Source organism: Candidatus Polarisedimenticolia bacterium (genome assembly GCA_036004685.1).
Classification (GTDB): domain Bacteria; phylum Acidobacteriota; class Polarisedimenticolia; order Gp22-AA2; family AA152; genus DASYRE01.
Window position 1 is genome coordinate 24,249 of sequence record DASYRE010000049.1, and the last position, 26,997, is coordinate 51,245.

A 26,997-nucleotide genomic window follows, 5' to 3' on the forward strand; every position below is an offset into this window, starting at 1 on the left:
GACGAATGGGAGACAGTCATGATGAGGCGTTCATTCCGGGGCTTGGCGGCGACGTGGGTCGTCCTCTCGGCGCTCGCCCCGGCCGTAGCCCAGGATCAGCCACCTCCCGCCTCCGCGGAGGAGGTCCGTATCCTTCGTCAGGAGATCGCAACCCTGAAGAGCCAGGTCGAGGCCCTCACGGCGCAGCTCGCGGCGCTCGGGCCGCCTTCGGCGGCGGCGCCGGCCGCGCCGCCGGGGGGATCGGCGCCGCCGGTCCCGGAGCCCCCCCCCGCCGTGGCGGCGCCCTCGCAGACCTCGAACTACTTCAACCCCAGCATCGCCGCCATCGGCAACTTTCTCGGAGTCGGCGGCTCGAATCACACCGAGAACCTCCCGAGCATGAGCCTGCGGGAAAGCGAGGTCTCCTTGCAGGCCGTCGTCGATCCCTACGCGCGCGCCGACTTCTTTCTGTCCTTCGGGGAGGAGGGGGTCGAAGTCGAGGAAGGGTTCGCGACCTTCACGACGCTTCCGGGAGGGTTCTTGGCCAAAGTGGGCCGGATGCGCCCCTCCTTCGGCAAGATCAACACCCTGCACCTGCACGTGCTGCCGTGGGCGGATGAGCCCTTGACCATCGTCAATTTCCTCGGCGGCGACGAAGGCTGGGTGGGGACCGGCGTGTCGGTCGCCCGGATGATTCCCTTGCCCGGGGACATTTTCTCCGAAGTGACGCTGCAGGCGTTCCGGGGAGAAGCGGAGGGCCTCTTCGAAGCTCCGAGCCGCGGGGATCTCGCCTACAACGGCCACTATCGCGTCTTCAGCGATTTGACCGAAGCGGCGAATCTCGACGTGGGCCTCTCCTACGCTCAGGGACCGAACGGCCTCACCGAGCGCTCCGACACCCGCCTGGAGGGGATCGATGCCACCTTCCGGTGGAAGCCGCTCCGAACCGCGACTTACCGCTCGGCGAGCGTCCGGGGGGAGTACGTGCGGAGCCGCCAGGAGCAGCTCTCCGGAGCGGAGATCGCGGACGGCTGGTTCCTCTCCGCCGAATACCAGCTCGCGAAGCGCTGGTTCGCCGGCGCGCGGGTCGAGCGCGCCGACCGCGCCGACGACGCGGCGCTCCAGGACCGCGGCCTCGCGGCGATCCTGACTTTCTGGCCGAGCGAGTTCTCGCAGCTGCGCGGCGAGCTGCGCCGGCGGACGTACGCCGGCGGCGAGACCGCGAACGAGGCGCTCCTTCAAATCCAGTTCGCCATCGGCGCCCACGGCGCCCATCCCTTCTGAGAGACCCCATGAAACGACTCGTGGCATTGCTCGTGATTCTCTTCGCGCCCGCGTTCGCCGGCTCGAGTTCTGCGAAAGTTCGGATCGTCTCGACCCTCGACGACTTCTCCTCCATCGCCGAGTCGATCGGCGGCGTTCTCGTCGAGGCCGATTCCCTCGCCAAGGGGTATCAGGATCCGCATTTCGTCGACGCCAAACCCTCTTTCATCCTGAAGCTCTCCCGGGCCGATCTGCTGATCGTCGCCGGGCTCGAGCTGGAGATCGGCTACCTTCCGCCGCTGATCGACCAGAGCCGGAACGGGCGCATCCATCCCGGCAATCCCGGCTATCTGGACGTGTCGAACGGTTGCGAGATCCTCCAGCGGCCGACCGGCCAGGTGACGCGCGCCATGGGCGACGTGCACCCGTTCGGCAATCCCCACTACTGGCTCGATCCCGACAACGGGCGGACCATCGCGCGCTCGATCGCCGCGAAGCTCGCGGAGCTCGATTCGGGCAATCGGGCCGCTTACGAGAAGAACCTCGCCGCGTTCGAGGCGAAGCTCGGCGAGAAGGACCGGGAGTGGCAGGCGAAGCTGGCTCCCTTCGCCGGAGCCGAGATCGTCACCTTCCACAATTCGTGGCCGAACTTCGCCAAGCACTTCCGCCTGAACGTCGCGGGGAACATCGAGCCCAAGCCGGGAATCCCGCCGACCCCCAGCCACACCCTCGAGATCATCAACCTGATCAAGAGCCGGAGCATCCGCGCGATCCTGGTGGAGCCCTATTTCGACCTGAAGACCCCCAAGTTCGTCGCCGGCAAGACGGGAGCCACCGTCCTGGTCTTCTATCCCTCGGTCGGAGGCACTCCCGAGATCAAGGATTATTTCGCCGTCTTCGACGCCGACGTCGGGGCGCTTGCCAAGGTCCTGGGAGGCAAAGACCGATGAGCCTGACGGAGCTTCTCCTTCCGGCTTTCGTCGCCAGCCTGATCCTGACCGGAATCCACGCCTACCTGGGCGTTCACGTCGTCGAGCGGGGCGTGATCTTCGTCGACCTGTCGCTCGCGCAGATCGCGGCGCTGGGCACCACCGTGGCCTACCTGATGGGCCACGACCTCCACTCGGGGACCGCCTACTTCTACTCCCTGGGATTCACGTTCCTGGGAGCCGCCGTCTTCTCGTTCTCGCGCGTGCACCGCAAGACCCGGATCCCCCAGGAAGCGGTCATCGGGATCGTGTACGCCGTGTCCGCCGCCGTGGCGATCCTGGTCATGTCGAAGGCCACTCAGGAGACCGAGCACCTCAAGGAGATGCTCGTCGGCAACATCCTCTCGGTGACCTGGCCGGAGCTGCTCAAGACGGCGATCCTGTACGCGCTGGTCGGGGTGTTCCACTACATCTTCCGCAAGCGGTTCCTCCTGATCTCGCTCGACGAGGCCGAGGCCGAGCGGCGGGGCTGGAACATCCGCTTCTGGGATTTTCTCTTCTACGTCTCCTTCGGCTTCGTCGTCACCTCGTCGGTTGCCATCGCCGGGGTCCTGCTGGTCTTCTGCTTCCTGATCGTCCCTTCGGTCGCGGCCATGCTCTTCTCCGAGAAGCTGGGGACGCGCCTCGCCCTCGGATGGACCATGGGAGCGCTCGTCTCGGGCGGGGGGGTGGCGCTCTCCTACGCGCTCGACGTTCCTACCGGGGCGACGATCGTGGCGACCTTCGGCGTGGCCCTCCTCCTCGTGGCGGGACTGTGGGCGGTGCTACGACGGACGCAGGGGGCCGCGCTCGCGGCGAGCCGGGCCGACACGTTTCCCGGCCGGGATGAGGCCGGCCCCGCGGCGCCGGCCGGCGGTTGAGCCGTGGGTCCAAGGTTGGTAGGATGCGCGCTCTATGCGCGCCCATCTGCCGCCCCGGGGTAGGGATCGGACGCCCTCTTCACCCATGGCGGCGTATCTCGCCATCGCGGCCGCCACGATTCTCTGGAGCGTGAACTATTCCTTCGCGAAGATGGCGGTCCTCGAGATCGACCCCTTCGCGGTGGCGTTCGTCCGCGTCCTCGTGGCCACGCCTCTCTTCTTCATGGCGCTCGCCTGGCAGGGACAGCCGATCCTGCCGACGGTCGCGGAGCTGCGGGCCGCCCTGCCGCTGGGCGTAACCGGCGTCCTCGCCAACCAGATCTTCTTCATCACCGGAATCCGGCGGACGACTCCCGCCCACTCCGCCCTCGTCGTCTCGCTCCTCCCGGTGGCAGCGCTCCTTCTCGCGGCCTTCCTTCTCGGGGAGAAGCTCACGCCCCTGAAAGTCACGGGCGTCCTGGTGGCCTTCGCCGGGATCTTCCTGATCAGCATCCGGGACGGATGGAGCTTCTCGCGCGACACGCTCGGCGGGGACCTGCTCACCCTGTGCGGCGTGTGCGCCTTCGCGTACTACACGGTGGCCGGCAAGAAAGTCATTCCCCGGATCGGCGTCCTCAGGACGACCGCCCTTTGCTTCTTGATCGGAGGCGCGCTGATGCTCCCGCTGGTGATCTCCCGGGCGCTTCATCAGGACTGGGGGAGCGTCTCGCCGCGCGGCTGGGGAGCGCTGGCCTACGTGGTTTTCGCGGCGACGTTTCTCTGCTATCTGCTCTACTATGGAGCCCTTTCCCGTATCGAGTCGGGCAAGGTGGCCGCCTTCACCTACCTCCAACCGGTCCTTGCCGGAATCACTTCCTATCTGATTCTCGACGAATCGATTCAAGGCCATTTCGTCCTCGGGGGGATCGCGGTGCTCACCGGCGTGTATCTGACCGAGCGGGGATGACCGTTCCGGGTGGACTCACCAGGACGCGTTCGCTATGATGGGCGCTCTCTGCGGAGCGCTCTTCGTGAATTTTCCCGTCCGAACTGCGTGCGTCTTCCTGGCCGTCCTGGCGATCGCCCTGTCCGGATGCGCGCCGAGCGAAAGGAAGGAGTCCTTGAAAAAGGCCGACCTCATCCTGGTGAACGGCCGGATCCACACTCTCGATCCGGCGATCCCGGATTCCACCGCCGTCGCGATCTCCGGGGATCGGATCGAAAGAGTCGGCCCGGACGCCGAGATCGTCAAGCTCGCGGGGCCCGGCTCGAAGAAGCTGGACCTGCAGGGCCGCGCGGTCATCCCAGGGCTGATCGACGCGCACGTCCATCTCATGCGCACCGGGGAAAGCCTCGCGGAGTTGGATCTGCGCGGACTCGGCTCCGCCGCGGAGGCGGCGGCGAAGGTCGCGGAGGCCGCCGCGCGCACGGCGCCGGGAGACTGGATCCAGGGATCCGGCTGGGATCAGAACCATTGGCAGCCCCCCGAATTCCCCACCACCTCGGTCCTCGACGCGGTCTCTGCGAGCAATCCGGTGGTCCTGCGCCGCGTGGACGGCCATGCCCTCTGGGTGAACCAAGCCGCGCTGGATGCCGCCGGCATCACGCGCGGCACCTCGGATCCGAAAGGGGGAAGGCTGCTAAGGGATCGGGCGACGGGGAAGCCGACCGGGGTACTGCTCGACGACGCCATGCCTCTCGTGCTCGACAAGGTTCCCACGCCGAGCAAGGAGACGAAGCAGAAATGGATCGAGGAGGCCGGGAGGAAGTTCCTCGCCGCGGGGGTCACGTCCGTTCACGACGCCGGCGTGGAGCCCGAGGACATCGATCTCTACAAGATGATGGTGGAGGGGGGCAGGCTCCCGGTGCGCGTCTATGCCATGCTCGGAGGATCGAACCGGAAGCTGCCCGATTACTTCGCCATCGCGCCGATCCACGGCTACGGCGACCGGCGCTTCACGTTCCGCGCGCTGAAGCTCGGCGTCGACGGCGCGCTCGGCTCCCGCGGCGCCGCGCTTCTCGCTCCCTACTCGGACGATCCGAAAAACGGAGGGCTGATCACGATGCCCGCCGAGCAGCTCGAGCAGATCTCCCGGGAAGCGCTGCGGCGCGGCTACCAGGTCTGCGTGCACGCGATCGGCGATCGGGCCAACCGGATGGTCCTGGACGCGTTTCAGGGCGCCCTCAGCCTGGTGCCGTCGGCCGACCCCCGGTTCCGGATCGAGCACGCCCAAATCCTCTCCGCCGATGACCTCCCGCGGCTCGGCCGCCTCGGCATCATCGCCTCGATGCAACCCGTCCACGCCACGTCCGACATGCCGTGGGTCCCGGCGCGCCTGGGGCCGGACCGGATCGCCGGGGCCTACGCCTGGCGCTCGCTGCTCGAATCCTCCGCCCGGCTCGCCTTCGGCTCCGATGCCCCCTGGGACAGCCGTAACCCCTTCGACGGACTGTTCGCGGCGGTGACCCGCCAGGATCATTCCCTGAAGCCCGAGGGAGGATGGCTTCCCGAGCAGCGGATCTCGCGCCGGGCGGCGCTCGAGGCCTTCACGATCGGCGGCGCCTATGCGGCCTTCGAAGAGAAGGAGAAAGGGACGATCACGCCCGGGAAGCTGGCCGATCTCGTGGTGCTGGATCGCGACTACTTCGAAGTGCCCGAAGCGGAGATCTGGAAGCTGGCTCCGGAGATTACCATTCTGGGAGGGAAGGCGGTCTACACGCGCTCGGGGACGGCCGGGGACGCTCGCTGAGCGGCGCTAAGGTTTTCGGGAGGAAGCCTGGCGTGCCGCCAGGCGGGCCTTCGTGGCGGCGATCTGCTTCTCGAGCTCGTCGATCTCCCGCTGCCGGCGGTCGACCTCCGGCTGCATTTCCCTTCGGACTTCCTGTCTCGCCGCCTCCAGGGCCTCCTCCTCGCTCGTCCGGCATCCGGTGAGGAGAAGGGCGACCGAGGCGAGTGCCGCGAGTCGCCTACCGGCCATCGCCGCCCGCGCCTTCATGCCCGGCTTCCGCGGCGTTGAGGCGCCGCAGCTCCTGCTTCAGGGAGGCGATGCTGCGGTCCATCGCCTCGAGGCTCTTCTGGATGGCCCGCCGGGTCTCTCCGCGCGCCTTTTCCAGGGCCGGCTTGCTGACTTGAACGCCGCGGTACCAGATCTTCTGGCTTTCGTGGCCGACCACTTTCCCCGCGGCCGCGGCGCTCCGGCCCACCTGCTTTCCGGCCTGACCGATCGCTTTGCCCATTTTCTTGAAGGAGCCTTTGACGGAGTCGTCTGCCGCGTAGGCCGAGAGCGCGGTGGTCGAGAGCAGGAGGGCGAGGAGGACGAGCAAGGTGACGATGGCGATGCGACGCGCGCCGGGATGGTGCTTTTCCATCGGAGTGCCTCCGGCATAGAATCGTGCCGTCCCCGGGTCAACCGGCCCGGATCGTCCGATGAGCTATTCTAACAAAAAAGGAGCGCCGTGCGACGCGAGGCATTTCGCCGCCTGGTCTCCGAGGCGCTGGGGAACCTGCCCGAGGAGTTCCTGGCCAGGATGGACAACGTCGAGGTGGTGGTGGAGCGCCGGCCCACCGCCGGGCAGGAAGCCGCGGGCGGCGAGGGAGAGGACGAGGGGTTGTTGATGGGGCTCTACGAAGGGGTTCCTCTCCCCTCCCGGACGAGCGCCTACGGAGGCGTCCTGCCCGATCGCATCACGCTTTTTCAGGAGAACATCGAGGCGGTCTGCGACACCGACGAGGAAATCGTGGAGGAGATCCGCAAGACCGTCCTGCACGAGGTCGCCCATCACTTCGGAATCGACGACGAGCGTCTCCACGAGCTTGATTACTGAACTTTGGTCCGCGTGATCCGCCGGAAAACGCCCGCCTTGCATTTTCATTGACAGGCGGGCGGCGCCGCCCCTATAATTTTCTATCCCCGAACGCACAAGCGGCGCCCATTCGAGCCATCCATCAAGAGCGCCTGCCCACCGGGAACAGGATGCCGAGCCAGCCCGAAATCGATCGCGACGCTTTGATATTCGACTGGAATCCCGAAGGGGGAGCCCCGCTCTCCCGGCCGGTCGAGCTGGACGATGAAACGCTCCGCGACGGCATCCAGGGACCGTCGGTCACCGACCCCTCGATCGAAGAGAAGAAGGAGCTCCTGGTCCTGATGGACGCCTTGGGAATCGACACCGCCGACGTCGGCCTTCCGGGGGCCGGGCCGCGGGCCGTGGAGGACGTGACGGCCTTGGTCTCCTTCCTGCGGGACTCGAAACTGAGGCTGAAGCCCAATTGCGCGGCGCGGACGATGATCCGGGACGTGGAGCCGATCGCGCGCATCACCCAGAAGACCGGCGTCCCCATCGAAGCCTGCCTGTTCATCGGCTCTTCCCCCATTCGCCAGTATTCGGAGGATTGGACTCTGGACACCCTCCTGAAACACACCCGCGAGTCGGTCACCTTCGCGGTGGCCGAGGGACTTCCGGTGATGTACGTGACGGAAGACACGACGCGCGCCCATCCCGAGGCGCTCCGGGCCCTCTACACCGAGGCGATCGCTTGCGGGGCGCGCCGAGTCTGCGTCTGCGACACGGTGGGACACATCCTGCCCGAGGGCGTCGACCGACTGGTGCGCTTCGTCCGGGGGCTCGTCGAGAGCGCCGGAGCGCCGATCAAGGTGGACTGGCACGGACACCGGGACCGCGGCCTGGCGGTGGTGAACACCCTCGCGGCCATTCGCGCCGGAGCGGATCGCGTCCACGGCTGCGCCCTCGGCGTCGGCGAGCGCGCCGGGAACACGCCCATCGACCTGGTGCTCGTGAACCTGAAGCTCCTGGGATGGATCGACCGCGACCTGACGCGCCTGCGCGAGTACTGCGAGAAGGCGGCCCAGGCGTTGCGGATCACGATCCCCCGGAACTATCCGGTGATCGGGGCGGACGCGTTCGAGACGGGGACGGGAGTGCACGCCGCCGCGCTGATCAAGGCCTTCCGGAAGGGCGACCGCTGGCTCGCGGACCGCGTCTATTCCGGCGTGCCCGCCGAAGAGTTCGGGATGAAGCAGAGGATCCGCGTCGGCCCCATGTCGGGGCGTTCCAACGTCACGTTCTGGCTCGAGGAGCACGGCATGGAACCGCATCCGGAGGTGGTCGAGCGCATCTTCACGGCCGCCAAGCAGTCGAACCGACTTCTGGACGACCAGGAAATCGCGGCGCTCGCCCGCGGGGAGGAGGAGCCGTGACGCACCGCAAAGCGAGGCTGGGCGACGTCCTCGACGACTTCTGCCCGCGTTGTCGTCTCCTGATGAACCATGGCGTGGTGGGCCTGGTCGAGGGAGAGGTGAAAAAAGTCCGCTGCCTCACCTGCTTTTCGGAACACCCTTACCGCCACGGCCGGGCGGGCCGGCCGCAAAATCGAGAGAAGCGAGAGATGAAGAAACTGTTCGATCAGGTCCTGAAGAGCAAGGCGCCCGCGGCCGGACCGGGGGAATTCAGCCATCGCCCGCCGGTCACCGGACGGCGCGTCCGGATCGCCCGGCCGGAAGACCCGGAGCACCGCCCGCACCGATCCAAGGCCGTCGATCCCCCGGCCGCCACGCTTCCGCCTCCCCCCAAGGGGAAGAACAAGGTGGCTTCGTGGCGGAAGGCCTGGGAAGACAGGCTGAAGAAATAGCGGGAGGCGCGCCGGAAGCTAGTTCTCTTCCTCCGTCGAGTTCTCGATCTCTTCCCAGGAAAGCAGCCCCTCATCGACGAGCGTTCCCAGGGCGTCCAGGAAGTCCTCCGACCCGCCGCCTTCCGGGGCCCGGTGGATCGCCTCCGTCACCTCGGCGCAAATCTGGTCGGGGGTCAGAGAGCGGAACCGCTGGAGCGTCTCAGGGTCGAACTTGATCGGCATGGGGTTCTCCCTCGGCCGCACGGCCCGTAAGACCGGGAACGGTGTCGACTGGGAAACGGGGCTGTTTGGGAATCTGCTTCGCAAGCCTATGACTTCTGCGGGTCCCCGTCAAGCCCTTGGATGACAGCCGGCAGGTCCTCTGACATAATCGCCGCGGATCGATGGAGCACGGAACGATGGCGGCCGAGCCCGAACAACTCTATTTCAGGCAGCTTCTCGCGGGGCGCGATTTCGCGCCGGGCGATCCGGTCGCCTCCCAGATGGTCAATTTCGCCTATCTGATCGGCGATCGCGTGACGCGGGAATGCGTCGTCGTGGATCCCGCCTGGGACGTCGGCGCTCTCGTGGACGTCGCGCGCCGCGACGACATGCGAATCGTCGGGGCCCTCGGGAGCCATTATCACCCCGATCATCTGGGCGGGGAGATGATGGGCTACGTAGTGGAAGGGGCGAGACGCCTCCTGGAGATTGTGGGCGTCAAGATCCACGTCCACGCCTGCGAGGTGCCCTGGGTCGAACAGGTCACCGGCCTGTCGCGCTCGGATCTGCAGCCTCATTCCGGCGGAGACGTCCTGACGGTGGGGAAGATCCCCGTCGAGTTCCTCCACACGCCCGGGCACACCGAGGGGAGCACCTGTTTCCTGGTGGCGGGCGAGCGGCTGGTGGCGGGAGACACTCTGTTCGTCGGGGCTTGCGGAAGGGTCGATCTTCCGGGAAGCGACCCCGAGGAGATGTACCGGAGCCTCACCCAGCGCCTGGCGAAGCTTCCCGACGACGTCGTCCTCTATCCGGGACACGACTATGGGGCGCGCCCGACTTCCACGCTAGGCGAGGAGCGGCGCAGCAACTACTCTCTGAAGGTCCCGACCCTGGAGCAATGGTTTCGGATGATGGGAGGCGGATCCCGTCGCGTCTGAAGTCGCCGGGCCTATTCGATCTGCTCCGAGATCGCCTTGGCCTGGAGAAAAAGCAGAAGATAGTCCCGGCCCCCCGCCTTGGAATCGGTCCCCGACATGTTGAAGCCGCCGAAAGGGTGGACTCCCACCAGGGCGCCGGTGCACTTGCGGTTGAGATACAGGTTTCCGACGTGCAGGAGGTCGCGCGCCTCCTCCAGCCGCGCGCGGTTCTTCGAGTAGATCGAGCCGGTCAGGCCGTACTCCGTGCCGTTCGCGATCCGCACGGCGTCCTCGTAGCTGTCGGCCGGAATCACCGAGAGCACGGGGCCGAAGATCTCCTCCTGCGCGATGCGGGCGTCGGGCTTCACGTCCGCGAACACCGTCGGCCGGATGAAATATCCTTCTCCAACCGGCTTATCCCCGCCGCACATCAGGCGGCCTTCCCGCTTGCCCGTCTCGATGTACTCGAAGATCTTCCGCGCGGCCCCCGCGTTGATGACCGGCCCCACCTGGACCTCCGGAGAGAGGACCGGGCCCACGGTCAGGGCGCGCGTCTTCTCGACGACGCGCCGCAGCACTTCGTCGTAGACCGAGCGCACCAGGATCGCCCGCGAGCAGGCGGAGCATTTCTGTCCTTGAAAGCCGAAGGCCGACGAGACGATCCCGGCGGCCGCCTTCTCGAGATCGGCCGTCTCGTCCACCAGGATGAAATCCTTGCCCCCCATCTCGGCCACCACGCGCTTGATCCAGATCTGCCCGCCGCGGGGCTTCGCGGCCAGCTCGTTGATGCGCAGCCCCACCTCTTTGGATCCGGTGAAGGCGATGAACCGGGTCCGGGGATGCTCCACGAGGAAGTCGCCGATCTCGCCGCCCCTCCCCGGGAGGAAATTCACGACGCCGGGCGGCATCCCCGCCTCCTCCAGCGCTTCGACGAAGCGCCAGGCGATGGCCGGCGCGTCGCTGGACGGCTTGAGGATCACGGTGTTTCCGGTCACCGCCGCCGCCACCGTCATTCCCGCCATGATCGCCAGGGGAAAGTTCCAGGGGGGGAGGACCAGTCCGGCGCCCAGCGCCAGGTATCGCAGCTCGTTCCTCTCCGCCGGGATCCTCGTCAGCGGCTGCTCCGCGGCGTAGCGCAGCGCCTCCCGGGCGTAGAACTCGCAGAAGTCGACGGCCTCCGCGGTGTCGGCGTCCGCCTCGATCCACGACTTGCCCGTCTCGAGGACCATCCAGGCGGAAAAATCGTGCTTCCTCTCCCGCAGGAGGCCCGCGGTTCGGAACAGCACCTCGGCGCGGCGCGCCGGCGGCTCCCGCCGCCACGACTCGTAGCGCTTCTCGGCGGCCTCGAGCGCCTGGCCCGCTTCGCGAAGGGTGGCCGCCTGGAAGCGCCCGACGATCTGGGAGGGGTTAGACGGATTGATCGAGTCGAAAGTCTTTCCGGATCGGACCCTCTCCCCGCCAATGACGAGAGGGTGCTCGCGGCCCAGATCCTTCTGGGCCCGCTCCAGGGCCGAGCGGAAGCCTTCACGGTTTTCCGGGCGGGAGAAATCGGTCAGCGGCTCGTTCTTGAACTCCGCGGCCATCTCGGACTCCTAAGGAAATCGCGATCATGCGGTGATTCTAGCATCGGCCGCGCCGGGGCCGCAAAGCCTCACCCCTCGCCCCCCGGCGCCGACTCGATCGCCTCCCGGATCGCGGCCTGCCCCCGCCGGAGCACCGGCTCCCCGTGGGACACGAGGAGGATCTCCACGGGAAGATTCCCGAGGCGCCGGACCGACTCGACGTAGGGTCCCGCGTACCGGGCCCGGCCTTCCGGCGTCGGCTCCGCCCAGGATCGCGGGGCCAGGCGGACGCGTCCCCCTCCGGCGCCAATCAAGGCGTCGGCGAGTACCAGGGCGCGGCGCGCCGGAATCTCGTAGGCCACTTCGGGAATCTCCGGTCCGGGAATCTCGTGACCGCGCAGGCCGCCGGGAAGCCGCTCGCCGCTCCGAAAGAGCCTGTCCGGCGCGAGGCTCAAGCGCGGCCGAGCCTCTTCCGGCGCCCAGATCGATGCGCCGGCGCCGCGCCGGTAGCGCTCCCGGATTTCGGCGGCGCTGCGCTGATGGTAGGAGCCGGTGAGCAGGATCGCCACGGCGCGGCCGCGGCGCGCCACGTCCCGGTCCAGCGCTTTCCAGAACGCGGCGGCCTCGGGCGTTCCCGCCGGCGGCGCGAGCGGATCGAAGAGGAGGATTCCTTCCGGAGAGTCTTCGGGGGCTTCATAATAGACGCAAGCCACGTCGCGCTCCCATCCTCCCGGCCCCCCCTTCTCGGGGCGCCACTCGGGATGAGGGGCCGTCCACCTCCAGAGTCCCGACTCGATCTTCTCCGCCTGCATCGCCGCCTCCTTTCCAGCCGTCCCGGAAGTTGATCCTGCATGGCGCGCCCGCCGGAGCTCCCGGATCCTCGGAGCTCCGCGCCCCGATCCGATGCGCTTCCCGCCCGGCGCGATGGCGGAAGGCGAGCGCGGTTGTGCTAGGCTACCCCCGGATTCGGCGCCCGCGGGCCCCGATGGGGGAACGGATGGCCCAACTTCCGCTGCTCTGGGACCTGCTCGTCATCTTCGCCCTCTCCGTGGCGGTGGTCTTCGTCTTCCAGAAGCTCCGCCAGCCCGTCATCGTCGGGTTCCTGGCGACCGGCGTCATCTTCGGCCCTCACGGCGTCGGGCTCATCCGCCACAGCGACGAGGTGGAAACGCTCGCCGAGATTGGCGTCATTCTCCTTCTCTTCACCATCGGAATCGAGTTTTCTTTCACGCGCCTGTCGCGGATGCGGCGCGAGATGCTCCTCGGAGGCTCCATCCAGGTCTTCGGGACGGCGCTCCTCGCCTTCCTGGCCAGCCTTCCCTTCCAGCTCCACTGGACCGAATCGCTGGTTCTCGGCTTCTTGATCGCCTTCTCGAGCACCGCGATCGTCCTGCGGGTCTTCGCCGAGCGCGGCGAGATGATGACGCCGCAGGCGAAGCTCACGCTGGGGATCCTAATCTTCCAGGATTTCTGCGTGGTGCCGGTGATGCTCCTACTGCCAATCCTGGCGGATTGGGAGCATGCGACCGCCCTCAAGCTCGCCCAGGTCCTCGGCGTCTCCCTCCTCGCCGTCGGCGCGATCGTCCTGGCGGCCCGCTTCGCCATCCCGCCGTTCCTCCGCCTGGTGGTCGCGACCCGCAGCCGGGAGGTGTTTCTGATCGCCGTGATCCTGGTCGTCCTGGGGACCGCCTTCGCCAGCTCGGTCGCGGGCCTTTCCCTGGCGCTGGGGGCGTTCATCGCCGGGCTGGTCGTTTCCGAATCGGAGTACGGGCTCCAGGTCCTTGCCGACGTCCTCCCGTTCCGCGACTCGCTCAACTGTCTCTTCTTCGTCTCCATCGGCATGCTCATGGACGCGAAGTTCTTCCTGCACAACTGGGGGGCGCTGACCCTGTTCCTGCTCCTGCTCCTCGGCGTGAAGTTCCTCATCGTCACCCCGCTGGCCGGATTCCTCGGCTACCCCCTGCGGGTCGCGACGCAGGCCGGCGTGGCGCTGGCGCAGACCGGGGAGTTCTCGTTCGTCCTGGCGCTGGTCGCCCGCGAGCAGGGGCTCCTCTCGGACGCGGTCTACCAGACTTTCCTCGCCGGAAGCGTCCTGTCGATGCTCCTGTCACCCTTTCTGATTCGTCTCTCCTCGCTGGCGGGGGAGCGTCTGGAGGGAATCCCCGATCTCCGGCGCTTTTTCCCCGGAAAGGTCTCGGCCGATCTGGAGTCTCAGATTTACTCGGCCGAAGCGCGGCCGATCCTCATCGTCGGCTTCGGCCTTAACGGGCGAAACCTGGCGAAGGTCCTCAAGCGGATGGAGATTCCCTACCGGGTGCTGGAGCTGAACGCCGACAGCGTGAAGCAGGCGGCGCGCCAGGGAGAGCCGATCGTCTACGGCGACTCCACCAGCCGGGAGGTCCTCAAGAAGATCGGGATTCGATCGGCGCGGGCGATGGTGGTCGCCATCTCCGACGCGGCCGCCACGCAGAGGACGGTGCAGCTGGCGCGCGCCCTCAACCCGAATGTCCCCATCCTGGTCCGCACGAAGTACGTGATGGAGATCGATCCCCTCTACAAGCTGGGCGCCGACGAAGTGATTCCTGAGGAGTTCGAGGCGTCGGTGGAGGTGTGCAACCGGACCCTGCGGCGAGTCGGCATCCCGGGAAACCTGATCGCCCGCGAGCTGCGGGAGATTCGGGAGGAGCGTTACGGCATGTTCCGCGAGACGCAGCGCCGGCCCACGCACGTGGAGGACCTTCCCGAGGGAATTCTCGGCGCGAACGTCGAAACCCACACCCTCCTGCCGGGAGCCTGGGCCGTCGGCCGGACGCTGCGCGAGCTGGAGCTGAGGGCGGTGACCGGAGCCTCGGTCATCGCCTTGATGCAGGACGGCCGGGTCCAGTCGAGCCCCGATCCCGACGGCTCGCTCGCCGAGCGCGACACGCTGGTGCTGATGGGAAATGGAGAGCAGATCGCCCTGGCCTGCCACCTGCTCGACCAGGGGCCGGAGGGCTCTCCGGTGCGGGAAAAGAGTCCCGCCGCCTCCTGACGCCTCCGGCGATTCCCCGCCGGGCCTAGCGCCTCGCCCCGCTCCCCCCATCGAATTTGCCGGAACCGGCCTCCCGCGGCACAGGCGTCCGCGAAGGTTCCGCGACCGCTTCGGAGCGCGACACCGGGACGATCACGGCGGCGCCCGCCAGCGAGACGTTCCCCGACGCGTCGGAGATTCGGTAGACGATCGTGTAGGTGCGCCCGTCTCCCGCCTCGGATCGTTCCGCTCGGAGCAGCAGGTCGAAATCGGCGGTCCCGAGGGAGGCCCCCTGGATGTCGCCGACGGTGGCTCCGTCCGCCAGGCCGGCGGCGTCGTCGGGCTCGTCGCTCGACACGCTCATCAGAAGCGCGCGGGCGCCGCCGCAAGCGTCGGTCGCCTCGACGGCGGCATGGATGACGGCCATCCGGTGGTTCGGCGGCCAGAGCAGGGAGGGAGTGAGCCGTAGGGTCGCCGCCGGAGGTTGCGTGTCGACGATCGACACGCTCGCGGTCGCGAGCGCCTCGGCGCCGCCGCGATCGACCGCGCGCAGCGTGATCGCGTGGGCGCCGAGGCCCAGGATCACCTGGATCGTCTCGCCCGTCCCCAACGAGGTCTGTCCCGACTGACCGTAATTCTCGAGCCATTCGAAGGACCGGATGTCGTCGTGGGTCCCCGGGCTCGAGTCGGGATCGGCCGAGCCCGATCCGTCCAGCGTGATGGCCGTCCCCGCGGCGGAAGCGCACTCCGCCCGCGACGGCACCGCCACGTGCGCCACGGGAGGACGGTTCGCCGGTACGCCGGCGTAGACGAACGCCCGGCCGGGGCCGCGGCCATCGGTGGGAGCGCCGAGCACGACGTCCGCAAAGCCGTCTCCATTCACGTCCCCGGCCCCGGCGACCGCCTGGCCGAGCATTTCGAAGGAGCTTTCACCGTCGAGGATGAGCGACGTGGGCGACTGCGGACCCGCCGCGGAGCCGCGGTAGAGATAGCCTCGGCCGACCGACTCCTCCTCGAGGCTCCGATCGAAATCGGGCTCGCCCACGAGGAGGTCGTCGAATCCGTCCCCGTCCACGTCGCCCGCCCCGGAGGCGCACGTTCCGAAATGCGCCAGCAGGTGCGCGCCGACCGCCGTCCAGGCCGGCATCGCAGCCACTCCCGAGGGGGAGCCCAGGTAGACCTGCGCGACTCCCTGCTCTCCTCCGAAGCCGTTGAAGCCGCCGATCAGGACGTCGGCGTGGCCGTCCCCGTTCACGTCGCCCGCCGCCGCCACGGCCGAGCCGAGGAACGCGAAGCGGTTGACGAGGTTGGAGGTCCAGGCCGGCTCGGCGCCGAGGCCCGTCGCGGAGCCCCGGTAGACCAGAGCCTTCCCGGCATTGGGCCGATCGAGCGGCTCCGGATAGTCGTAGCCGGGCTCTCCGATGATCACGTCGTCGTAGCCGTCGCCGTCGACGTCCCCCGCCGGGGCGACGGCGTACCCGAATGCCGAGCCGGGCTGGTCGCCTTGCGCGATCCAGGACGGCGAAGACGCGGGACCGGAGGGCGATCCTCCGAACAGAAACACCTTTCCGGGAGCGTCCCCTCCCAGGGAGGAGCCGGTCGAGCCGATCAGGATGTCGCCGAAGCCGTCGCCGTCGACGTCCCCGGCAGCCGCCACCGACAATCCGGCCCCCGCCGCCGTCGCCGCGGGATCGGAGCTCCAGTCGGGCGAGACGGCAAGGCCGGCAGGCGAGCCCAGGAAGACGAACGCGCGGCTCACCCCCGAGACAATGACATCGTCCAGGCCGTCTCCATTGACGTCGCCGGCGCCCGCGATCCTTCCGGCAAAACCGTAACCGATCTCGTCCCCTTCCGCGACCCAGGCGGCGATCGTCTCGATACCCGCGGGACCTCCCCGGTAGAGATAGGCGCGCCCGAAGCGGAAATCGCCGTTGTCATGATAGGGCGCGCCAACGAGCAGGTCTCCGTACCCGTCGCCGTCGACATCGCCCGCCGCCGCGACCCATTGCCCGAACCGGTCCCCCGATGCCGAGCCTGATAGAACCGCGCTCGGAGAGGTGAAGAGCGGATCGACCTGAAGAGGATAGAGGGCCTCTTCATCGTCGATCCGGATCGACATCCGGAGGCCGTCCAGGACGATCTCGGCCGGAACCACGGCGCCGGTCGCGTCGGTCACTCTCAGGCGTGAGTATTTCAAGGCCGGCTCGCCCACCGAGTTCCGGAAGAGAATCGCGCCTCCTCCCTCGACCGGGGCCGCTCCTCCTCCCTTCGCCAGCGTCATCTCGAGGAGAACCGGAAGTCCCGTCCCCCGGCCCGGCGGGGGCCGGAAGACGGAGAATCCTTGCTCGATTCCTTCCTCCCCGCTCACGTACCACTCCGTCACCCCTTCGCGCCGTATCTCGAAACGATTCCCCTTCGATCCTGCCCTTCCGGGCCCCAGCGCGGCGACCGAGTCCTGTCTCCCGAATCCCGAAACCCGCAGGCGGAGCTTCCAGCCGACGTCCTGGCGGGAGGGGGCCGAGATCTCCACTCCCCGATCGCTCCCCCGGAGAAGCAGGCCGCCGCCGGAGCGCGCCCAGAACCCTCGATCCTTGAGCTGGCGGAAATTGCGGTCCATGGCGCTCCGGGAGGCCGTTTCCTCCCCGGAGTCGCCGCCGATTCGGGCAGCGCGATCGGGCGCCCGCGATGCCGAAAGGATCGGCCCGCCGGCCAGAGGCGCTCCGAAGAGAGGCTCCTTCCGGTCGGCCGGCCGGGCCGGGGTGACGAGAGTCAGAAGGAGCGGGATGAGGCTCGCGAAAGTCCGCAAACGGAGCAAGGGGGGGCTTCTCCTTGGTGACCGAGCGGCTTTCCGGGGCCGTCGATCGCCGGACCGGGGCCTGAACGATACGCTGAAAGCGGCTCCCCGGCAACGTCACATTTCGTTAGAAGCCCCTCCCCGCAAGGCTTACAGAACCGTAAGCCGCCGGTGCCGGCGCCGCGATCCAAGGGCGGCGTCAATAGCCGGCGTGCTTGTCCACTTCATGGAGGAGCGACTCCCCCCTCAGGTACCGGCCGAGGTTCACGATGAAGATCGACGTCGCCCGGTCCAGGTAGTGCGGGTGAAGCCCGCCGATGTGCGGGGTGAGCAGGACGTTGGGAAGCCGGTGGAGGGGCGAAGTGGCGGGCAGGGGCTCCTCGGCGAAGACGTCGAGGCCGGCGGCCGCGATCCGCCCCGACTCGAGGGCCCGGACGAGGGCGTCTTCGCGGATCAGCCCGCCGCGCGCGATGTTGATCAGAAGAGCTCCAGGCTTCATGCCGGCGAGCGCTTCGTCGTCCAGCATCCCAGCGGTCTGCGGCGTGAGCGGCAGGGCGATCACCAGAACGTCGGCGGAGGCCAGGAACTCCCTTCGGTGGGACGGGCCGAACAGGCGGTCGCAGAGGCCTTCACCGCCGGTCCGGTTGCGCCGCAGCGCGTGAATCTTCATGCCGAAGCCCCGGGCTCTCCGGGCGAGCTCCTCGCCGATGCTCCCGTACCCCAAGATCCCGAGCGTCCTCCCGTCCAGCTCCACGGGCATCGGGTTTCCTTGGAAGTAGCGCTCCCGGTTCCAGGCTCCCGACCCGGCCTCGCGCAGGGCGACGGCGAGCCCGCGCGAGAACGCGAGGATCATTCCCATCGCGTGATCCGCCAGGGCGGCCGACGACACGCCCCGCGAGCAGGTGACGCGCACGCCGCTGCGCACCAGGGCCGGATGCAGGACCTCGTCGACGCCCGCGGAGGGAGTGTGCAGCCACCGGAGCCGCAGGGCCGCGGCGAAGTGCCGCTCGGGGAGGCTCCAGGTGTAAAGCACCTCCGATCCGGCCAGGTGCTCGAGCGACTCCTCCTTGCTCCTCGCCGAGATCACCCGGACTTGCGGGAACTTCTCGGCCAGGAGCCGCGGATACCGCTCGTCGAGGCTCCAGACGCGATGCGGGGAGGCGAGATAGATGAGCACGTCGATCATCGCGCGGATTCTAGCAGAAGGGCCGTCCGACCTGCGTTTGACACTCCGAAGGAGCGGATGCTATAAACTTCGGATGAGCCAGGATCAAATCGTCATCAAGGGTGCTTCCGAGCACAACCTGAAGCACATCGACCTCGTCATCCCCCGCAACCGGCTCGTGGTGATTACCGGCCTCTCCGGCTCGGGAAAATCCTCGCTCGCCTTCGACACGATCTACGCCGAGGGGCAGCGCCGCTACGTCGAGTCGCTGTCGGCCTACGCGCGGCAGTTCCTGGAGCAGATGGAGAAGCCGGACGTCGAGCTCATCGAAGGGCTCTCGCCGGCCATCTCGATCGAGCAGAAGACGACCAGCCGCAACCCCCGATCGACCGTCGGCACCGTCACGGAGATCTACGACTACCTGCGCCTCCTGTTCGCCCGGGTCGGCGTCCCTCACTGCCATCGGTGTGGCCGGGCGATCGCCTCGCAGACCGTCCAGCAGATCGTCGATCAGGTCCTGGCGATGCCCGCCGGCTCGCGCCTCCAGGTTCTCGCCCCGATCGTCCGGGGACGCAAGGGGGAGTACCGGAAGGATCTCCAGGCGATGATGAAGAAGGGCTTCGTCCGCGCCCGCGTCGACGGCAAGATCGTCGAGCTATCCGACGACATCGACCTCGACAAGAAGCGCAAGCACAGCATCGAGATCGTCGTCGACCGGCTGGTGCTGAAGGACGACGTCAAGACGCGCCTCACCGACTCCATGGAAACCGCCCTCCAGCTCTCCGGAGGTCTCGCCATGGTCAACGTGGCGGAAGGGGGCCCGGATCTGCTGTTCTCGGAAAGGCTGGCCTGCAGCCACTGCGGCATCTCGGTTCCCGACCTGGCCCCGCGGGCCTTCTCCTTCAACTCGCCCTACGGCGCCTGCCCCGAGTGCGGCGGGCTCGGCGCCCGGATGGAGATCGATCCCGCCCGTCTTATTCCCAACCCGTCCAAGTCGATCCTGGAGGGATGTGTGGAGTGGACCTTCGGCTTCTCCACCTCCATGCTCAAGATGGCGGCCGTGGCGCTCGCCAAGATCCACAAGTTCGACCCGCGCGCGCCCTGGGAGCGCCTCTCCCGGAAAGTGCAGGACCTGCTTCTCCACGGCACGGGCGGGAAAGAGCTCGACTTCGAGTACGTCGAGCACCGCAATCGCTACTACTTCCGTCGCCCCTACGAAGGGGTGATCCCGAACCTGATGCGGCGCTACCGGGAGACGACCTCGCCCGGAATCCGGGAGGCGATCGAGCAATACATGTCGCTCCATCCCTGCACCGTCTGCCGCGGCGAGCGGCTGCGGCCCGAAAGCCTCGCCGTGCGGGTGGCGGGCTTGCGGATCGTCGATTTCACCCACCTCACGATCCAGCAGGCGCTGAAGACGTTCGCCGCGCTGCCCCTCACCGAGAAAGAGGAGTTCATCGCCCATCGGATCCTCAAGGAGATTCGCGAGCGGCTCGGGTTCCTGGACAACGTCGGGCTCGGCTATCTCACCCTGGACCGTACCGCCGCGACCCTCTCCGGAGGCGAAGGCCAGCGGATCCGGCTGGCGACCCAGATCGGCTCACGCCTCACCGGCGTGCTCTACGTCCTGGACGAGCCTTCGATCGGCCTGCATCAGCGCGACAACCGCAAGCTCCTCGACACCCTCGGCTCCATGCGGGATCTCGGCAACACCGTGATCGTCGTCGAGCACGACGAGGAGACGATCCGCTCGGCCGATCACGTGATCGACCTCGGCCCGGGGGCCGGGGCGGCGGGGGGCCGGGTGGTCGCCCAGGGCTCTCCGGCCGACATCGAGCGCTCTCCCGACTCGCTCACCGGGAAGTACCTTTCCGGGGAGCTGAGCATCGAGATCCCCGGGCGCCGGCGGCCGCCCACCGGGAGATTCCTCGCGGTGGAAGGGGCGGCCGAGAACAACCTCAAGTCGCTCGACGTCCGGTTCCCGCTCGGCCTGCTCACCGCCGTCACCGGCGTCTCGGGATCGGGCAAGAGCACGCTGGTGAACGAGGTGCTCTACAAGGCGCTGTCGAAGCAGCTCTACCGGACGCTGGATCGGCCTGGGAAGCACCGCCGCCTGGTCGGCGCCGAGCAGATCGACAAGGTGATCGATATCGACCAGTCCCCCATCGGGCGCACCCCGCGCTCCAACCCGGCCACCTACACCGGCCTGTTCACGCCGATCCGGGAGCTGTTCTCCGAGGTTCCGGAGTCGCGGGCCCGCGGCTACCGGCCGGGCCGCTACTCCTTCAACGTCAAAGGGGGGCGTTGCGAGGCCTGCGAGGGGGACGGCATCATCAAGATCGAGATGCACTTCCTGCCCGACCTCTACGTCACCTGCGAGGAATGCAAGGGACACCGTTACAATCGCGAGACTCTGGAGATCCGGTACAAGGGGAAGAACATCGCCGAGGTCCTGGAGATGTCGGTCTCCGACGCTCTCGCCTTCTTCAAGAACGTCCCGGCCGTCGCCGGCAAGCTCCGGACGCTGGAGGCGGTCGGCCTCGGCTACATCAAGCTGGGGCAATCGGCCACCACCCTCTCGGGCGGAGAGGCGCAGCGGATCAAGCTCTCCAAGGAGCTCTCGAAGCGCAGCACCGGCCGCACCTTCTACGTGCTCGACGAACCGACCACGGGGCTCCACTTCGACGACATCAAGAAGCTCCTTCGAGTCCTCAATTCCCTGGTCGAAGGGGGGAACACCGTGGTCGTCATCGAGCACAACCTCGACGTGATCAAGACGGCCGATCACCTGATCGATCTCGGGCCGGAAGGCGGCGATCTGGGGGGCCGCATCATCGCCGAAGGGACGCCGGAGGAGGTCGCCCGCGTCGCCGGGTCCGCCACCGGCAGGTTCCTCCGCCGGGTGCTTTCGCCCGAGAGCCGCCGTCCGGCGTCCGGTCCCGAAGCGCGCGTCGCCGAGCCCGGAGCCCTCTCCGGTCCCCGCTGATCCTTCGCCGACTCTCGCCTTCCCGGCGGCTGCCAAGGGGCGCCGCACGCTGCCGCGATCTCCCGCGCCCCGCGCTTCAGGTGAGGGAGCGCGCCAGAATCACCGCGACCCTTCGAGCGCGGCTTCGGCCGGTGACGGCCGGGCCGGTCGGGAAGGTCTCCATCGGCTCAGCGGCAGATCGATTGCGAGCGGTCTATTTCCGTCCCGTCGGAGCGGAAGCCGGAGGGGGACTCGACGTCGTCGACGTGGGCGGTGACGAGGAGGTAGAGGTCGGCGCCGGGCTGGCCCGACGGAGGAATCAGGATCGAGAGGCGGCCCGGCCCGGCGCTCTGGACGGGAGCGTCGCAAAGGGGGCCGGCCGGCGCGCCGGCGCCGTGATCGTAGGCCCCCGCGGGGAGCGTCGAAAGCCGTCCCATATAGAGGTTGTAGCGCTGTGCCCCCGCGACGGCCGCGAAAGAGACGAGCAGGGATCCGTCGGCAAGCCGTTCCACCTTCAAGGCCTCGGCGCCGCCCCCTCCGTTCCCCCCCGCGCCGGACACCTCCGGAGGTCTCGTCTTCTCCCAGCCGTACAGATCCAGCCAGGCGGCATCCAGCTCCACCTGATAGCCGTCATTGCCGGACGTGCCCGCCACGGGAGCCGAGGCGACCCGGATCGTGGTTCCGGGAAGCTCGTCATGGGTCAGCGCGGGCCATTGATATTCAGCCGCGCCGGGCGGGAGCGTGGGATTCTTCGTCAGCAGGGCGCTCACTTCCCGGAACAACGCGACGTTCGGGAGGGCGAGGAGCTTCTCGGCGGGAAAGTCGGAGTTTTCCGGGGGCTGGTTCGGACCGCCGCCTCCCACGATCGGCGTGAAGAAGTTCCAGTTCATGGGGGAGTAGCTGAACCCCGGCGGCGGCCGGAACTGCCCGGTGACCGAGGCCTCCATGCGATAGAAGTCGTCCCCCACCGCGCCGGTCGTGCGATAGCGGACTCCCGCGAGCACCCGCACGATTTGAATCTCGTCGTACCAGTCGGGGAACCCGGAGAGCCGGAACTCTTCGCCGCCGGCGCCCAGGGTGATCTGGGCGGCTGCGCCTCCGTCCTGATCGGACGTCGCGGCGGCGGCATCGATCGCCGTCGCCCCGCCCAGAGTCTGCCAGACCGTCGGAAAGAGCCGGCGCACGCGGCGGAGGTACCCGTAGTCCGCGCCCGCGATCGAGGTCCGTCCCAGCGCATCCTTGGGGCCGAGATTCACGCCTCCCACGGATTCCCAGAGCTTCTCGCGGACGATGCTGTAGCCGGCGTTGTTGGGATGGATGTTGTCCAGATGGAAGATGTCCCGGCAGATCTTCCCTTCGAATCCGGAGCAGCCCCCCTGCTGGTCCTCGTGCGCAAATTCCGCCGCCGCCTCGGCGATCGAGACGCGGCGCGACTGCCCCCAGGCGAGATCCCGCAGGATCCGGTCGACGATCGGCAGCCACGCTCGATGAAAGTCGCTGCTGTTACCGGTCGAGCAGTTGTAGGCCAGGTTGTCGTAGAGGCTGTTCAGGACGATGTCAGCTCCCGGCACCTGCGAGCTCAGGACCGAGAGGATCTCCTGCAGGTTCTGCCGGGCGTCCAGGACCTCCGCGACGGCCCGGTTGATCTGGGCCTGAGTCGGATTGGCGGGCGGATCGACGTCGAGCAGATCGTTGCCGATCGCCGAGATCGTGATGAGCTGCGGCTGCGCCTCGATCGCGCGGAAGACGTTGTTCATGTTGTTCGTCTCGTCGACCAGGAGGTCGTCCGTGGTCTCGCCGAGCTGCGCCGCCTGGTCGAGGGTGGAAGTCGCCGCCGGGAAGGCGCACAGCAGCCGCGATTGCACCTGTTGGGTGTACCAGAAGGCTCCGGAGGAGGAGCAGAAGTTGAAGTTCCGCGCGATGCTGTCCCCCATCGCCGTGATGCGGAAGGTCCCGCTCTGGAGACGCGCGATCCCCTGGTCGAGCTTGGCGAAGCGGGGCTGACCGACCGGCGCCGTGTAGCCGGGAGTCGAAGGGGGAAAGCCGTCGGAGCGCGCCGGGCCGAGGCGCCATTCCGGGGGATCCAGCGGCTGCAGGACGTAGCATCCGCTGCCTGGTGAGAAGAGATACGCTCCCGCGGCGTCGGTCGGGATCGTGGTGTCGGTCACGGGTCCGGCGTCCTTCTTCCCCGCCAGCCGGAACGCGACTCCGGGAAGCGGCGGCTCTCCGGGGTCCTGGACGCCGTTGCCGTTCCGGTCCTCGAAGGCATGCCCGGATACCGTCTGAGCGAGAGCGGGAAGCGCCACGCAGGCGAGCAGCGCCGCCGCCGTGAGCCGGCTCCGCCTCACCGCTCCCTCTCGAAACGGCGGTGCAGCTCGTAGGAGCCCCCGGATCCGTCGGGTCCGACGGCGCGAATCGTCACCGTGCCCAGGAGGACGGCACCGGCCTCGGAGAGTCGGTACTCCTCGATGATTTCGTAGACTTCTTCGTCCGGCGAAGCAGCTCTCGTCCGGCAGACGGCTCTCACCCGATCATTCTCTGGGGCGATCACCATCTGCCGGATCTCGAGCGGGCGCGGGCCATGCTCGGTCAGCAGCGCCGGCCACGGCAGCGCGCTCGCAGCGTCGTTCCCCGCCCAGATCCGGCCGGTCAGACGGCCGCCGCTCACGAAGAACTCGAGGCGCACCGGCGCCTCCGCGGTGGCGAGGTTCGCCTTGCCTGACCCGTAGACCTGCTCCGCCAGCTTCCAACGCCCCGCCACCGTGGGAATGGGCAATCCGGCGAGGCAGAGCAAAGCTCCGGCGGCGAGAGCGCCGCGCAACTTCCTCGAAGTCATGGAAATCTCCGTCAAAGCACGAGGATGATACCTCCGCGGGGCTGGAAGAGTCGAGGCTCGTTCCGCATGCTCTCTGGAATATAATGCTCGGCCATCATGCGGCTCGCTCCCGGTTTTCGCCTCGGCCCCTACGAAATCCTCTCCCTCGCCGGCGCGGGCGGAATGGGCGAGGTCTACCGCGCGCTGGACATGAGGCTGGCGCGGGAGATAGCTCTCAAGGTGTTGCCCGAAGCTTTCGCGCGCGATCCCGAGCGCCTATCGCGGTTCGAGCGGGAAGCGCGGGTTCTCGCGTCGCTCAATCACCCCGGCATCGGAATCATCCACGGCCTCGAGAACATCGACGGAGTGCGGTTTCTGGTTCTGGAGCTGATTCCCGGCGAGACCCTGCAGGAGCGCCTGTCGCGGGGAGCCCTGCCGGCCGATGAGGCCCTGAATCTCGGCCGCCAAATCGCCGCAGCGCTGGAGGCGGCCCATGACAAGGGAGTGACCCACCGGGATCTCAAGCCCGCCAACGTCAAGCTTCCCGCGGAAGACAAGATCAAACTGCTCGATTTCGGCCTCGCGAAGGCCTTCAGCGAAGCGCTTCCTTCACGGGACGCAACGCTCTCCCCGACGATCACCAGCGGCGGAACGCGCCACGGCGTCATTCTCGGGACGGCCGCCTACATGAGCCCGGAGCAAGCGCGGGGGAAACCGACGGATCGCCGTACCGACATCTGGGCTTTCGGCTGCGTCCTCTATGAGATGCTCTCCGGCTTCAGGCCGTTCGCCGGCGAGACCGTCTCCGACACCATCGCCCGGATCCTGGAGCGCGAGCCCGACTGGAAGGCGCTTCCCCCCGCCACGCCGCCGAGGATTCGGAGCCTCCTCGGACGCTGCCTCCGAAAGGACGCCGACCGGCGGCTTCACGACATCGCCGACGGCCGCATCGAGATCGAGGACGCCCTGGCCGAGCCTCCCGGAACGAAAGCGGCAATCTCCCCGCTCGGCACGGAGCGGCACCGGAGGAAGTGGGTGACCTGGGGGGCAGCGGCTGTGACCATCGCGCTGCTCTCCTCCCTGACGACGGCAGTCCTTCTCCGGAAGGGCTCAGGCGGCTCATCCGACCGCCTTCGGCTTTCGGAGGTCGCCCGCCTCACGCACGATCCCGGGCTTTCGGAATGGCCCACCTGGTCCCCTGACGGCAGCCTGTTGGCGTTCGCTTCGAACCGCGGTGGCAATTTCGAGATTTACGTGCGCCGCGTGGACGGCGGGCAGGAAGTCAACGTCACGAACGATCCCTCGGAGGATTTTCAACCGGCGTTCTCGCCCGACGGCAAGTCGCTGGCGTTCGTTTCCACACGCTCCTCGCGCAGCAGCATGATCAAGATCGGCGGATTCCTTTCCTACGAGTTCCGGAAGTTCGGCGGCGATCTTTGGGTCGTTCCGGCGCTAGGCGGATCCGCCCGGCGCATCGCCCGGGACGCCAATACGCCGGCCTGGCATCCCGAGGGGACGAAGATCGCCTACGTCAGCGGCCTGGAGGGGCACCGCTCGATCCTTCAGGTCGCGGCGGATGGCGGCGAGCCGCAGGCTCTGCTCCCGGGAGCCGCCTCGCGCTGGGAGATCGTCCGTCTTCTCTATTCGCCGAGCGGCCGGTGGGTCTATTTCTCCACCTTCGATCCGGAGCGCGTGCTGGTCCTGTCCACCGCCGGCGGCGCGCCGCGCGAGATCGCTAAAGGGGCGCATCCCGCCTGGGACGGGCAGCGGCTGCTGTTCGCGAGCCGCGACCTGCGCGGCGGGACGCGCCTGCAGGCCGTGCCGATCGACGAGGCGCGCGGCGCGCCGCGCGGGGAGCCCCAGACGGTCGGCCTCATGACCGGGACCCTTCGCGATCTCGCGCTTCCTCGTGACGGGCGGCGTCTCGCCGTGACCGAGCTGGAAGGGGCGATGAACCTGACACTCCTGCCGCTTTCCGGCGACGGCGCTTCGGCTGGAGGACCGGAGCTGCCGCTCAGCCAGGGCCAGGTGGTGGACGGCCGCCCCTCGTTCTCCCCCGACGGCCGCTGGATCGCTTTCACCAGCGATCGCCTCGGCAAGCAGGAGCCGTGGCTCCTGCATCGCGAGTTCCGCAAGCTGGAGCGCCTCCAATTCCCCGGCGAAGACCTCGGCTCCCTCGGCATCCGCTGGTTCCCGGACAGCCGCGAGTTAATCACGACGCGGATGTTCGACGTCGCCGCCGGCCTGAGCTACTCGATCTGGCGCGCCGCGGTCGATGGAAGCCGATTCGAGGAGATTCTTCCCCCGATGTCCTGGGCGACGGAGGTCTCGCTCTCGCGCGACGGAGGGACGATGGTCTACACGAACCGGGATGCCGGGGGAAGCCAGCTCTACCTGTTCGATCTCGCCACGCGCCGGTCGACGCCGCTCACCTCCACGCCGGGCGACAAGGCGGATGCGGTTTTCTCACCCGACGGACGCTTCGTCGCCTTCACCTCCAACGTCACAGGGGCCAGCCAGGTCTATCGCGTGCCGATCGCGGGGGGTGCGCCGGAGAGGATGACGTCCGGCGACGAACGGATGCGCCATCTTTTCTACTCGCCCGACGGCCGCTGGCTCTACGTCCAGCCCAGCCACCGGAACATCTGGCGCCTGCCGGCCGCCGGAGGAGCGCTGCAGCAGGTGACGCGCTTTCCGGAATCGGACCTCTTCCTCGAAGAGCCCGCCATCTCTCCCGACGCCCGGATGCTCGCCTACTGCCGCAACCACAGCGCGTCGTCGCTCTGGCTGCTGACCCTCGCGACGCCGCCCGCGCGCTGAGCCCCGTGGCGGGGGCTCCCTCGGGAGG

At 68.1% G+C, this 26,997-nt stretch carries 21 protein-coding genes; 12 read left to right on the forward strand and 9 right to left on the reverse strand.

Features of this window, described 5'->3' with window-relative positions; translation table 11 throughout:
- Nucleotides 1-18 precede the first annotated feature (18 nt).
- The 5 genes from VGR67_13260 (at nt 19) to VGR67_13280 (ending at nt 5,820) form a co-directional block, all read left to right on the forward strand.
- Complete coding sequence (locus VGR67_13260; protein HEV8337378.1) at nt 19-1,263, forward strand: hypothetical protein; 1,245 nt, start codon at nt 19-21, stop codon at nt 1,261-1,263.
- Nucleotides 1,264-1,271: 8 nt separating this feature from the next.
- Nucleotides 1,272-2,192, forward strand: a complete 921-nt coding sequence (locus VGR67_13265; protein ID HEV8337379.1) for a metal ABC transporter substrate-binding protein — start codon at nt 1,272-1,274, stop codon at nt 2,190-2,192.
- Nucleotides 2,189-3,091, forward strand: coding sequence for a metal ABC transporter permease (locus VGR67_13270; protein HEV8337380.1), 903 nt, complete (start codon nt 2,189-2,191; stop codon nt 3,089-3,091). The genes VGR67_13265 and VGR67_13270 overlap by 4 nt, the downstream gene beginning before the upstream one ends.
- A gap of 34 nt (nt 3,092-3,125) precedes the next feature.
- Nucleotides 3,126-4,037 carry a DMT family transporter gene (locus tag VGR67_13275; protein ID HEV8337381.1) on the forward strand — a complete coding sequence of 304 codons (912 nt, stop codon included), beginning with the start codon at nt 3,126-3,128 and terminating at the stop codon, nt 4,035-4,037.
- 64 nt (nt 4,038-4,101) lie between these two features.
- Nucleotides 4,102-5,820 carry an amidohydrolase gene (locus VGR67_13280; GenBank protein HEV8337382.1) on the forward strand — a complete coding sequence of 573 codons (1,719 nt, stop codon included), beginning with the start codon at nt 4,102-4,104 and terminating at the stop codon, nt 5,818-5,820.
- A gap of 6 nt (nt 5,821-5,826) precedes the next feature.
- Here the strand turns inward: VGR67_13280 and VGR67_13285 are convergent, their stop codons facing one another.
- Nucleotides 5,827-6,048, reverse strand: a complete 222-nt coding sequence (locus VGR67_13285) for a hypothetical protein (GenBank protein ID HEV8337383.1) — start codon at nt 6,046-6,048, stop codon at nt 5,827-5,829.
- Nucleotides 6,038-6,439, reverse strand: coding sequence for a hypothetical protein (locus VGR67_13290; GenBank protein ID HEV8337384.1), 402 nt, complete (start codon nt 6,437-6,439; stop codon nt 6,038-6,040). Before VGR67_13290 ends, VGR67_13285 begins: the two co-directional genes overlap by 11 nt.
- An 87-nt stretch (nt 6,440-6,526) precedes the next feature.
- Between VGR67_13290 and VGR67_13295 the strand changes: the two genes are divergently transcribed.
- From VGR67_13295 to VGR67_13305, 3 genes are all read left to right on the forward strand, one after another.
- Nucleotides 6,527-6,895, forward strand: coding sequence for a metallopeptidase family protein (locus tag VGR67_13295; GenBank protein ID HEV8337385.1), 369 nt, complete (start codon nt 6,527-6,529; stop codon nt 6,893-6,895).
- Between the two features lie 149 nt (nt 6,896-7,044).
- Nucleotides 7,045-8,289: a LeuA family protein gene (locus tag VGR67_13300; protein HEV8337386.1), complete on the forward strand. Its 1,245-nt coding sequence runs from the start codon at nt 7,045-7,047 to the stop codon at nt 8,287-8,289.
- Nucleotides 8,286-8,720, forward strand: coding sequence for a hypothetical protein (locus VGR67_13305; GenBank protein HEV8337387.1), 435 nt, complete (start codon nt 8,286-8,288; stop codon nt 8,718-8,720). The genes VGR67_13300 and VGR67_13305 overlap by 4 nt, the downstream gene beginning before the upstream one ends.
- Nucleotides 8,721-8,738: 18 nt before the next feature.
- On the opposite strand, the gene VGR67_13310 is transcribed toward VGR67_13305, so the two are convergent.
- A complete protein-coding gene (locus tag VGR67_13310; GenBank protein ID HEV8337388.1) occupies nt 8,739-8,942 on the reverse strand; it encodes a hypothetical protein in 204 nt (67 codons plus the stop codon).
- Between the two features lie 176 nt (nt 8,943-9,118).
- On the opposite strand from VGR67_13310, the gene VGR67_13315 reads away from it, so the two are divergent.
- Nucleotides 9,119-9,859, forward strand: a complete 741-nt coding sequence (locus VGR67_13315) for an MBL fold metallo-hydrolase (GenBank protein ID HEV8337389.1) — start codon at nt 9,119-9,121, stop codon at nt 9,857-9,859.
- 11 nt (nt 9,860-9,870) lie between these two features.
- On the opposite strand, the gene pruA is transcribed toward VGR67_13315, so the two are convergent.
- Together pruA and VGR67_13325 are read right to left on the reverse strand one after the other, a co-directional pair.
- Nucleotides 9,871-11,421, reverse strand: a complete 1,551-nt coding sequence (gene pruA, locus VGR67_13320) for an L-glutamate gamma-semialdehyde dehydrogenase (protein HEV8337390.1) — start codon at nt 11,419-11,421, stop codon at nt 9,871-9,873.
- Between the two features lie 68 nt (nt 11,422-11,489).
- Complete coding sequence (locus VGR67_13325) at nt 11,490-12,212, reverse strand: hypothetical protein (GenBank protein ID HEV8337391.1); 723 nt, start codon at nt 12,210-12,212, stop codon at nt 11,490-11,492.
- Nucleotides 12,213-12,397: 185 nt separating this feature from the next.
- Between VGR67_13325 and VGR67_13330 the strand changes: the two genes are divergently transcribed.
- Nucleotides 12,398-14,431, forward strand: coding sequence for a cation:proton antiporter (locus VGR67_13330; protein ID HEV8337392.1), 2,034 nt, complete (start codon nt 12,398-12,400; stop codon nt 14,429-14,431).
- A 25-nt stretch (nt 14,432-14,456) separates the two neighbouring features.
- Here VGR67_13330 and VGR67_13335 read toward each other — a convergent pair whose 3' ends face one another.
- Both VGR67_13335 and VGR67_13340 read right to left on the reverse strand, forming a co-directional pair.
- Complete coding sequence (locus VGR67_13335; protein HEV8337393.1) at nt 14,457-17,225, reverse strand: integrin alpha; 2,769 nt, start codon at nt 17,223-17,225, stop codon at nt 14,457-14,459.
- A 178-nt stretch (nt 17,226-17,403) separates the two neighbouring features.
- Nucleotides 17,404-18,390, reverse strand: a complete 987-nt coding sequence (locus tag VGR67_13340; protein ID HEV8337394.1) for a D-2-hydroxyacid dehydrogenase — start codon at nt 18,388-18,390, stop codon at nt 17,404-17,406.
- Between the two features lie 73 nt (nt 18,391-18,463).
- Here VGR67_13340 and uvrA point away from each other — a divergent pair, with 73 nt between their 5' ends.
- Nucleotides 18,464-21,355: an excinuclease ABC subunit UvrA gene (uvrA, locus tag VGR67_13345; GenBank protein HEV8337395.1), complete on the forward strand. Its 2,892-nt coding sequence runs from the start codon at nt 18,464-18,466 to the stop codon at nt 21,353-21,355.
- Nucleotides 21,356-21,522: 167 nt separating this feature from the next.
- On the opposite strand, the gene VGR67_13350 is transcribed toward uvrA, so the two are convergent.
- Together VGR67_13350 and VGR67_13355 are read right to left on the reverse strand one after the other, a co-directional pair.
- The gene (locus VGR67_13350) at nt 21,523-23,682 is read right to left on the reverse strand and encodes a GDSL-type esterase/lipase family protein (protein HEV8337396.1); all 2,160 of its coding nucleotides are present in this window, start codon (nt 23,680-23,682) and stop codon (nt 21,523-21,525) included.
- Nucleotides 23,679-24,170 carry a hypothetical protein gene (locus VGR67_13355; GenBank protein ID HEV8337397.1) on the reverse strand — a complete coding sequence of 164 codons (492 nt, stop codon included), beginning with the start codon at nt 24,168-24,170 and terminating at the stop codon, nt 23,679-23,681. The genes VGR67_13350 and VGR67_13355 overlap by 4 nt, the downstream gene beginning before the upstream one ends.
- 96 nt (nt 24,171-24,266) lie before the next feature.
- Between VGR67_13355 and VGR67_13360 the strand changes: the two genes are divergently transcribed.
- Nucleotides 24,267-26,969 (forward strand): protein kinase, encoded by a 2,703-nt coding sequence (locus tag VGR67_13360; GenBank protein ID HEV8337398.1) that lies wholly within the window; start codon nt 24,267-24,269, stop codon nt 26,967-26,969.
- Nucleotides 26,970-26,997: the final 28 nt, after the last annotated feature.